Consider the following 9,532-nt stretch of genomic DNA (forward strand, 5'->3'; position numbering starts at 1 on the left):
CACCTTGGCGCATAGGGCAGAAAACCAAGGGATCGTTATATGAAGCTGTTTTGTAGTCTGGCACTCTCTCTGATCCTCACGGGTTTGCCTTTGTCTGCGGCAAGTGTGGACCGTTCTGCGGCGCTCAGCAGCCTTAATAACTTGCGGGAAGACCGCAATCTAGCCTCGCTGCGCTATTCGCGTGCGCTGGAAAAGACTGCACTTCGACACGCCGAAGATATGGCCCGAAACGGGTTTGTCTCGCATACGGGCAGCGATGGGTCTGACGTGCCGACCCGACTGGCGCGCAGCGGCTATAACTGGTGCGCCTATGCCGAGAATATCGCAGCAGGTATCGACAGCCAGCGTGAGGTTATGAAAGCTTGGTACAAATCCCGCGGCCATCGTAAGAACTTGCTCAACCGGCATGTCAGTGAATTTGCGCTGGTAAAGACGGCAGGGGACATCTGGGTGATGGTACTGGCGCGACCGGGTTGCTAACCGGCACGTAAAACGCGCCATCCAGCGGATGACGCGTTTGATTTTCTTGTCAAAACGACTTCGGCAGGCGTGTTACGCGGCTTTGTTACCACCAATCCAGACCTCGGAAATGGCGCGGTCGTCGCCCATCATGATGGTTGGGAACAGGGCCTCCCACAGATCCTTGGCGCGGGTTGACCGCTGGGCAATGGCCGGGGTGGAGGCCAGATCCAGCACTACCAGATCAGCCTCCATGCCCGGTGCGATGTTACCGATCTTATCGTCCATGCGTAGTGAAGCAGCGGAGCCTTGGGTCGCCAGCCAGATCAGTTGCGCCGCATGCAGAGGCGTGCCGCGCAGCTGGCCAACCTCGTAAGCCGCCGCCATGGTGCGCAGCATCGAAAAGGACGAACCACCACCGGTGTCGGTGGCCAGACCAATGCGATGACCCTCAGCCATCAGGCCCGCCATGTCGAACAGGCCAGAGCCGATAAAGGTGTTTGAGGTGGGGCAATGGATCAGCGAGGACCCGTGTTCGCGCAGCCGATCCCGTTCACGCTCTTCCAGATAGATCGCATGACCATAGAGGCCGCGCGCGCCAAGCAAGCCAAATTCCTCGTAGGTATCCAGATAGTCGCGCGCCTGTGGGAACAGGGATTTCACCCATACGATCTCATCCGTCTGCTCGCTGAGGTGGGTCTGCATCAGACAGTCAGGGTTTTCGGCCCAAAGCGCGCCCATCGCCTGAAGCTGTTCTGGGGTCGAGGTCGGCGAGAAGCGCGGGGTGATGGCGTAAGACAGGCGGTCCACCCCATGCCATTTCTCTAGCAGGCGCTTGCTGTCGTCATATCCCGATTGTGCGGTATCACGCAGGCCCTCGGGCGCGTTGCGGTCCATGCAGGTTTTACCGGCCACCACGCGCTGGCCACGAGATTGGGCAGCGGTGAAAAAGGCGTCGACGCTTTCGGGGTGGATGGTGCAGTAGCTGCACACAGAGGTGGTGCCATTGGCGATGGTCAGATCCAGATAGCGGTTGGCGATCTCATCCGCATAGGCGCGATCCCCAAACTGCATTTCCTCGGGGAAGGTATAGGAGTTGAGCCAGTCAATCAGCCGCTTGCCCCAGCTGGCGATCATTGCGGTCTGCGGATAGTGGACATGGGCGTCGACAAAGCCAGCGGTAATCAACTTGTCGCCGTGATCCACCACTTGGGACGTGGGTTGCAGGGCGCGCATCTCTTCAAGTGTTCCAGTGCCAGCGACTTTGCCGTCACAGATCGCCACAGCCTCGGACACTTGGGCCGCATCCTGTGGATCGCCTTCACCAAAAGGCGAGCGGCCAAAGGAGAGTATTTGCCCTTTGAGGATGATTTCTGTGGTCATGGCGCGCGTCCTTTTGTTGCCAAACTGCATGACACAGGATAGCGGCCACAACAGTTTCGGTAAATTCAACCATTGTCATTGTTTTCCGGTAGCAGCTTCTTCTAGTTTGCGAACAATCAAGCGGAGGCAGCCCATGAACCCAGGTAGCGACCAAAGGAGCGGTGATCTGACCCGCGACGATGGATATGAGCTGGACCGCAGTGCGGTTGCGGCGATCCTTTATGCTGTCGACGTGGAAGATAAGGATCAGCTGACCAAGCTGATGGAGCCTTTGCATGCGGCCGACATCGCTGACCTGTTGGAGCAGATCAACTCAAACGACCGGGAACGGCTGATCCATCTGTATGGGCGCGAGTTCGATGGCGAGATCCTGACCGAGCTGGAAGAATCCGTTCGTGAAGATGTGATCCCCATCCTCAACCCGCAAGTTTTGGCCGAAGCGGTGCGGGATTTGGAAACCGATGATGTGGTCGATCTGGTTGAAGACCTGGAAGAGCCGCAGCAGGAAGCCATTCTTGAGGTGCTGGAAGACGCTGACCGGGTCGCGGTCGAACAGTCGCTGGCTTATCCGGAAAGTTCCGCTGGGCGATTGATGCAGCGCGAGGTGGTGATGGCGCCCGAGCACTGGAATGTGGGTCAGACCATCGATTTCCTGCGCGAGTCTGATGACTTGCCCGAGCAGTTCTATCACGTCATCTTGGTTGATCCACGGATGAAGCCGATTGGCAATGTCACCCTGGGTAAACTGATGGGCGCGCGCCGCGAGGTGCCTTTGGTTGATCTGCAGGAAGAGGTGTTTGAGGTAATCCCTGCCGACCAGGACGAAGAAGAGGTGGCCTATGCGTTCAACCAGTACCATCTGATCTCCGCCCCTGTTGTGGACGGCGATGACCGGTTGGTTGGGGTCATTACCATTGATGATGCCATGGTGGTGTTGGATGAAGAACACGAAGAGGATATTCTGCGTCTGGCAGGGGTTGGGGAAAGTGCCCTGTCGGACAGTGTAGCAGAGACCTCGAAGAAACGTCTGCCGTGGTTGGGGGTGAACCTGTTCACCGCAATCTGTGCCTCGCTGGTGATTTCTCAGTTTGAGGCCACCATTGCCGAGCTGGTGTCGCTGGCCATTCTGATGCCCATTGTCGCCTCGATGGGTGGCAATGCAGGCACCCAGTCGCTGACCGTGGCTGTGCGGGCCCTGGCGACTAAGGATTTGACCGGGGCAAACGTCTGGCGGGTGATCCGGCGAGAGCTGATGGTGGGGATGCTGAATGGGTTGTGTTTTGCGGTGGTGCTGGGTTTGGTTGGCATGCTCTGGTTCAGTTCACCCATGTTGGGTGCGGTGATCGGCACCGCCTTAGTGTTCAACATGATTATCGCGGGCTTTGCTGGTACGGTGGTGCCGGTGACACTAGACAAGCTGGGGATTGACCCGGCGCTGGCTTCGGGCACTTTTGTGACCACCACAACCGATGTCATGGGCTTTTTCATTTTCCTTGGGTTGGCGTCAAAGGTGTTGCTATGAGTGAGATTGATCTGACTGCAATAAAGGCGCAGGCCCGCAAAGAGGGGTTTGCCCGCCGTAAAGAGGCGTACGCGATGCACAAACCGGGCGTTGCGGGGCATCTGTCCGAGGTGCTGGCCGGCTATCGCGGTGTGCCGCTGTCGGGCTATATGCCGATCCGAACCGAGATTGACCCGCTGCCCGCCATGGCCGAGGCGACGGCGCATGGCAGGGTTGGTGTGCCAGTGATCCAAAGCGCGGGGCTGCCGCTGAAGTTCAGCCGCTGGCTGCCGGAGGCACCGCTGCGCGATGGACCCTTCGGGGCCCAGGTACCGCAAGTGGATGATTTCTTTGAACCGGAGATCCTGATTGTGCCGCTGGTGGCCTTTGACGCCCGAGGTGGGCGGTTGGGCTATGGCGGCGGTTTTTATGATCGTACGCTAGAAGGCCTGCGCGCCAAGCGTTCGACGCTGGCCATTGGGTTTGCCTTTGATGCGCAAGAAGCGGAAGATCTGCCATTGGAGGAGACGGATCAGCCGCTGGATATGCTGATTACGGAAAGCCGGGTGTTGCAGTTTGAGCGCTGAGCGTGCGCTCCCGCCCGTCGTTGACCTGCCGAGGCAGGTCTGCCGCCCGTTGGGCGTGGCGCCGTGCTGACGCACGGCGAAGGGAAGAGTTGCTGAGAGGCTCTGAGGAGCAAGTTTGCCCCACAGGAGCCATGTCGAGTGTTCTGTCCGTCACTTTGGCCTCAAGGGCGAGCCGCGCTTGCGCGCGGTCGCTATGCGACCCTTGACCCCAATGTGACGAACGGTTTGCAGTAGGGGGTTGTCCTAGCCTCCTACAGTGGCCTAAGGACTGAGATATGAGAATTCTGTTTCTAGGCGATGTGATGGGCCGCGCTGGGCGTAAGGCCATCACCGAGAACCTGCCGCGTTTGCGTGACGAATGGCGGTTGGATTTTGTTGTGGTAAATGGTGAAAATGCCAGCAATGGCATGGGGCTAAGTGGTGATCACGCCAAGGCCCTGCTGGAGGCTGGGGTGGATTGTCTGACCCTGGGCGACCATGCGTTTGACCAAAAGGACATGCTGCAGTTCATCGAGAAAGAACCGCGCATCATCCGCCCCTTGAACTATGCCAAGGGTGCGCCGGGCAAGGGGTATCGTTTGTTCAACGCACCGGGTGGGCGCAAGGTTCTGGTGCTGCAGGCACTGGGGCAGGTGTTTATGAAGCGCGCCTTTGATGATCCGTTTTCGGCCGTTGAAACCGTGCTTAAGGCGCATCCGCGTGGCGGGCTGGCGCAGGCGGTGATTGTTGACATGCACTGCGAAGCCACATCCGAGAAAATGGCGATGGGCCATTTCTGTAATGGTAAGGCGTCTCTGGTGGTGGGAACCCACACCCATGTGCCCACCGGCGATGCGCAGATTCTGGAGGGTGGCACTGGCTATCTGACCGATGCGGGTATGTGTGGCGATTACAATTCGGTGATTGGTATGGAAAAGGCCGAACCGATGCGCCGGTTTATCACCGGTATGCCCAAAAGCCGATTTACCCCGGCCAATGGCGAGGCGACCCTGTCGGGCGTATTTGTGAATACCGATGATCGCACCGGTGCTGCGAAAGAGATCCGCATGATTCGGGCGGGCGGGTTGCTGCAGGCAGCAGCACCATAAACCACAGCGTTCCCGCTGTCTGGGCGCTTGCACCAATTGGCAAAGCGGGTCAGGATAAAGTGCAATGAAGATGACGGACGGTGGCATGAATTTATTGAGTTTTTCGGACACCGGCAGCGCGGTTGCGACCCTTGTCGTTGTTGTTGTTATGTTCATCCTGTTCATGCGCGAGTCCTATCCGGCCGAAGTGGTTGCGATTGGCGGTGCTGCGACGATGCTGGCATTGGGCCTGTTGCCCTATGACGATGCCCTGCATGTGTTGTCGAACCCGGCCCCCTGGACCATTGTGGCGATGTTCATTGTGATGGGCGCGCTGGTGCGCACCGGAGCCTTGCAATGGTTTACCCAATTGGCCGAAGCCCAGGCTGACGCAAGGCCGGCGGTTGCCATTGGCGCACTGATGCTGTTTGTGGTGATTGCCTCGGCTTTTGTGAATAACACGCCAGTTGTTGTGGTGATGATCCCGGTGTTTGTGCAGCTATCGCGAAAACTGAACATCTCGGCCAGTAAGATGCTGATCCCGCTAAGCTATGCGGCTATCTTGGGCGGGACACTGACCCTGATTGGCACCTCGACCAACCTGCTGGTGGATGGTGTGGCACGGGCGCAAGGTCTGCGACCTTTTACCATTTTTGAGATCACACCACTGGCGATCATCCTGGTGATCTGGGGCGCGATCTATCTGCGCTATGTTGCGCCACGCCTGCTGCCGGATCGTTCCAGCATGGCAACGATGTTGTCTGGCAAGCACTCGATGAAGTTTTTTACCGAGGCGGTGATCCCGCCCGAAAGCAACCTGATTGGCCGCGAGGTGACTGGGGTGCAGCTGTTCAAACGCGCTGGCGTGCGCCTTGTTGATGTGATCCGCGGTGATGCCTCGCTGCGGCGCAATCTTGAGGGCGTTGAATTGCAGGTTGGCGATCGGGTTGTTTTACGAACAAAAATGACCGAATTGCTGAGCCTGCAGCGCAACAAGGAATTGAAGCGGGTTGATCAGGTTTCCGCCGTGGAGACATCGACCGTTGAGGTGCTGATTACTCCGGGATGCCGCATGGTGGGCCGGTCGCTGGGCGCACTGCGTCTGCGTCGTCGTTATGGCGTGTATGTCTTGGCGGTACATCGGCGTAACCAAAATATTGGTCAACAGCTAGATGATCTGGTGGTGCGGGTTGGCGACACCCTGCTGCTGGAGGGAGCCGAAAGCGATATTCAACGGCTGGCGGCTGATATGGACATGGTTGATGTCACCAAGCCGTCGGAACGTGCTTATCGCCGCAGCCATGCGCCCATCGCCATTGCCGCGATTGCGGGCATTGTGATCTTGGCTGCACTTGGTGTTGCGCCAATCCTGTTGTTGGCGGTGCTGGCGATGGCGACCGTTTTCCTAACCCGTTGTATCGACAGTGAAGAGGCGTTCTCATTCATTGATGGACGTCTGTTGGCGTTGATCTTTGCCATGCTGGCGGTGGCCACGGCGCTTGAAACCTCGGGTGCAATTGAATTGATTGTGCATGCTTTGGCACCGCTGATTGGAGATTTGCCGCCGTTCTTTATTGTCTGGGCGGTTTACCTGCTGACCTCAGTCTTGTCCGAGCTGATCAACCACGCGGTGGCGGTGGTGCTGACACCGGTAGCGATTGGTCTGGCGTTATCGATGGGGGTTGATCCACGGCCGCTGGTAATTGCCGTGATGGTGGCGGCCAGTGCCACCTTTGCCACTCCGATCAGCTATCAGACCAATATGATGGTCTATGGTCCAGGCGGCTATCGCTTTACTGACTTCATGAGGGTTGGCATCCCATTGAACCTGAGTGTTGGATTGCTGGCATCAGCCCTGATCCCGGTGTTCTGGCCACTGAACTAGCGCGGTCACGCGGCGTATTTATGCCGATCAAATCCGGCGCCTGATGTAATCTCTAATTCAATCCTTAGATGTCTGGGGATTGAGTTTGTTACGAGGCACAGACAATGGATTTCAAAACCGGTTTCATGACCCTGGTGCTTGCGGCGTCCACGGCAATTGCAGGGGTTTCAATGGCTAAGGCTGGAACAGTGGACGGCAGCGTTACCTATTTGCAGCGCATTGCGGTTCCGCCGGGGGCCGATCTTGTGGTTGAGTTGCGCGACGTGTCTCTAGCTGATGTACCCTCCAGATTGCTCGCATCTCAGACCTATGACCTGTCGGGTGTGCCGACTGACTATTCGCTCAGCTTTGACGACGGTGATATCGTTGAAAATCACAGCTATGCTGTGTCGGCTCGGATCACGCTGGATGGAGAACTCCTCTATATTACCGACACCAACTATCCGGTGCTGACCCGGGGTGCCGATGATACCGCAGATATGATTGTCAGACCGATCTCTGCATTGGCACCTGAGAGTGCTGACATGAAACTGGACAATACCAGCTGGACCCTGTTCGAACTAAACGGCACTGCCGTTGAGCTGGGGCGTGATCCTGGGTTTTCTTTCTCAGAAAATGGACAGTTTTCTGCTTCGGGCGGATGTAACCGGTTCATGGGACAAGCCGAGCTGGACGGCAACAAGATCAGCTTCCCGGACAAGATGGCTGGCACAATGATGGCCTGTGTGCCGGGGTTGGATCAGCAGGAACAAGATTTCCTGGCGACCTTGCCATTGGTCAAAACGATTGAGCGACAGGGACCGGTGCTGAAATTGCTGGCTGAAGACGGAACTGTTTTGATAGGGCTGACGCTGAAAGCCTAGGCCCCGCACAAGCCGCAGTTGTTGCTACATGGATTAACCGCCCGCCAACAGGCTGGGCGGTTACTTTGTCTAAGCAATCTCAACTGAGCGCCCAGCGTTGCGCCCCGAGAATATGCACCCGCCCAGAAACGAGCCCTCGAGCGCGTTGTATCCATGATAACCACCGCCGCCAAACCCGGCGGCTTCGCCAACCGCAAACAGACCAGGCACCACTGCGCCATCTTCACCAACTATCTGGCTATCCAGATTGGTCTGCAAACCGCCTAGTGTTTTGCGGGTCAGGATGTTCAGGCGTACCGCGATTAGTGGGCCGTTTCGTGGATCAAGAATGCGGTGTGGCTTGGCGGTGCGGATCAGCCGGTCGCCGCGGTAATTGCGCGCAGCGTGAATGGCGATGATCTGGGCGTCTTTGGCAAAGGGATTGTCGACTTGGCTATCCCGCGCCTCAATCTGTTGGCGCAGGTGGGGCTCGTCCAATGGGACCTCGGCAATCTGATTCATGCCCGCCACCAGTTCGCTCAGGTTATTCGCCACCACAAAATCGGCACCATGCTCTTTGAAGGCCTCGACCGGGCCCGGTGCCCGCCCACGCGACAGCAGGCGCGAGCGGATCACCTCTAGCCATTTGCCCGAGGTCAGGTCCGGGTTTTGCTCGGATCCGGACAGGGCGAATTCCTTTTCGATGATCTTTTGGCTTAGCACAAACCAGCTGTAGCCATGTCCAGTTTTCAGGATCTCTTTAAGCGTCGCCAGCGTATCAAAGCCCGGCAGGCAAGGGGCGGGCAGGCGGTCGCCCTTGGCATCGAACCACATGGATGACGGACCGGGCAGAATGCGAATGCCGTGGTTGGGCCAGATCGGATCCCAGTTACGCAGGCCTTCGCAGTAATGCCACATGCGATCGCCATTGATGACATGGCCGCCGGCGTCTTCCGCGATGGGGATCATGCGGCCATCGACGTGGAACGGGACACCTGACACCATATCCTTGGGCGGGTCACCCAAACGGTCGCGCGGCCAGTTCTTGCGCACCCGCTCCAGATTGCCACCAATCCCGCCCGAGGCCACAATGACCGAGGGCGCATGGGCTTCGAACTCTCCAATGATGTCTCGGTTGGTCTTGGCACCCTGAACCGCATTGTCATCCGCAAGAACTTTCCCAGCTACTCCGGTGGCTGCTCCATTCTGCATCAGAATGCGACTGGCACGATGACGGCTGCGTAGTTCGATTAACCCTGCCTCGATATATGCGCGGACCCGGTTGGCAAAGGGAGAAACCACACCGGGGCCGGTGCCCCAGGTGATATGGAAACGCGGCACCGAGTTGCCGTGACCCTCGGCACTACTGCCGCCACGTTCGGCCCAGCCCACCACTGGGAACCAGCGAAATCCCATGTCATGCAGCCAGGGGCGCATGTCTCCGGCCGCAAATTGCAGATAAGCCTCGGCCCATTTGCGGGGGTAGTGGTCTTCGGGCCGGTCAAATTGCGCGCTGCCCATCCAGTCGCGCCGGGCCAGATCAAGGCTGTCGCGGATGCCCATGCGGCGTTGCTCGGGGGTGTCGACCATGAACAATCCACCCAGGCTCCAATGGGCTTGGCCACCTAGAAAATGCGTGGGCTCCTGGTCCAGCAGGATCACCCGTTTGCCCCGGTCGCCCAATTCAGCGGCGGCCGCCAGACCGGCTAACCCGCTGCCTATGATAATCACATCTGCGCTGTCGCCCATTTCGTGCCCCTCTGATCCGGTTTCAGCCAGCCTAGAGCTGGGCATGGCGTTGGGGCAAT

General features: G+C 58.2%; 8 protein-coding genes. 6 read left to right on the forward strand and 2 right to left on the reverse strand.

Features of this window, described 5'->3' with window-relative positions:
* The first annotated feature begins 39 nt into the window (after positions 1-39).
* Positions 40-480: a CAP domain-containing protein gene (locus tag AC2T28_RS13925; RefSeq protein ID WP_486748875.1), complete on the forward strand. Its 441-nt coding sequence runs from the start codon at positions 40-42 to the stop codon at positions 478-480.
* Between the two features lie 72 nt (positions 481-552).
* Here AC2T28_RS13925 and guaD read toward each other — a convergent pair whose 3' ends face one another.
* Complete coding sequence (guaD, locus tag AC2T28_RS13930) at positions 553-1,842, reverse strand: guanine deaminase (RefSeq protein WP_486748874.1); 1,290 nt, start codon at positions 1,840-1,842, stop codon at positions 553-555.
* A 133-nt stretch (positions 1,843-1,975) separates the two neighbouring features.
* Here guaD and mgtE point away from each other — a divergent pair, with 133 nt between their 5' ends.
* From mgtE to AC2T28_RS13955, 5 genes are all read left to right on the forward strand, one after another.
* Positions 1,976-3,364 carry a magnesium transporter gene (gene mgtE / locus AC2T28_RS13935; RefSeq protein WP_486748873.1) on the forward strand — a complete coding sequence of 463 codons (1,389 nt, stop codon included), beginning with the start codon at positions 1,976-1,978 and terminating at the stop codon, positions 3,362-3,364.
* Positions 3,361-3,930: a 5-formyltetrahydrofolate cyclo-ligase gene (locus tag AC2T28_RS13940; RefSeq protein ID WP_486748872.1), complete on the forward strand. Its 570-nt coding sequence runs from the start codon at positions 3,361-3,363 to the stop codon at positions 3,928-3,930. Before mgtE ends, AC2T28_RS13940 begins: the two co-directional genes overlap by 4 nt.
* A gap of 275 nt (positions 3,931-4,205) precedes the next feature.
* Positions 4,206-5,018, forward strand: coding sequence for a TIGR00282 family metallophosphoesterase (locus AC2T28_RS13945; RefSeq protein ID WP_486748871.1), 813 nt, complete (start codon positions 4,206-4,208; stop codon positions 5,016-5,018).
* Between the two features lie 85 nt (positions 5,019-5,103).
* Positions 5,104-6,882, forward strand: coding sequence for an SLC13 family permease (locus AC2T28_RS13950; RefSeq protein WP_486748969.1), 1,779 nt, complete (start codon positions 5,104-5,106; stop codon positions 6,880-6,882).
* A 104-nt stretch (positions 6,883-6,986) separates the two neighbouring features.
* Positions 6,987-7,745, forward strand: coding sequence for a YbaY family lipoprotein (locus AC2T28_RS13955; protein WP_486748870.1), 759 nt, complete (start codon positions 6,987-6,989; stop codon positions 7,743-7,745).
* 69 nt (positions 7,746-7,814) lie between these two features.
* Here AC2T28_RS13955 and AC2T28_RS13960 read toward each other — a convergent pair whose 3' ends face one another.
* Positions 7,815-9,518 carry an FAD-binding dehydrogenase gene (locus AC2T28_RS13960; RefSeq protein WP_486748869.1) on the reverse strand — a complete coding sequence of 568 codons (1,704 nt, stop codon included), beginning with the start codon at positions 9,516-9,518 and terminating at the stop codon, positions 7,815-7,817.
* Positions 9,519-9,532 lie beyond the last annotated feature (14 nt).

Source organism: Parasedimentitalea nitratireducens (assembly GCF_057444295.1).

Coding starts and splice junctions, on each gene's coding strand:
- guaD (WP_486748874.1), bottom strand. CDS start 1,842: ATGACCACAGAAATCATCCTCAAAGGGCAAATACTCTCCTTTGGCCGC.
- mgtE (WP_486748873.1), top strand. CDS start 1,976: ATGAACCCAGGTAGCGACCAAAGGAGCGGTGATCTGACCCGCGACGAT.
- AC2T28_RS13940 (WP_486748872.1), top strand. CDS start 3,361: ATGAGTGAGATTGATCTGACTGCAATAAAGGCGCAGGCCCGCAAAGAG.
- AC2T28_RS13960 (WP_486748869.1), bottom strand. CDS start 9,518: ATGCCCAGCTCTAGGCTGGCTGAAACCGGATCAGAGGGGCACGAAATG.
- AC2T28_RS13945 (WP_486748871.1), top strand. CDS start 4,206: ATGAGAATTCTGTTTCTAGGCGATGTGATGGGCCGCGCTGGGCGTAAG.
- AC2T28_RS13950 (WP_486748969.1), top strand. CDS start 5,104: ATGAATTTATTGAGTTTTTCGGACACCGGCAGCGCGGTTGCGACCCTT.
- AC2T28_RS13955 (WP_486748870.1), top strand. CDS start 6,987: ATGGATTTCAAAACCGGTTTCATGACCCTGGTGCTTGCGGCGTCCACG.
- AC2T28_RS13925 (WP_486748875.1), top strand. CDS start 40: ATGAAGCTGTTTTGTAGTCTGGCACTCTCTCTGATCCTCACGGGTTTG.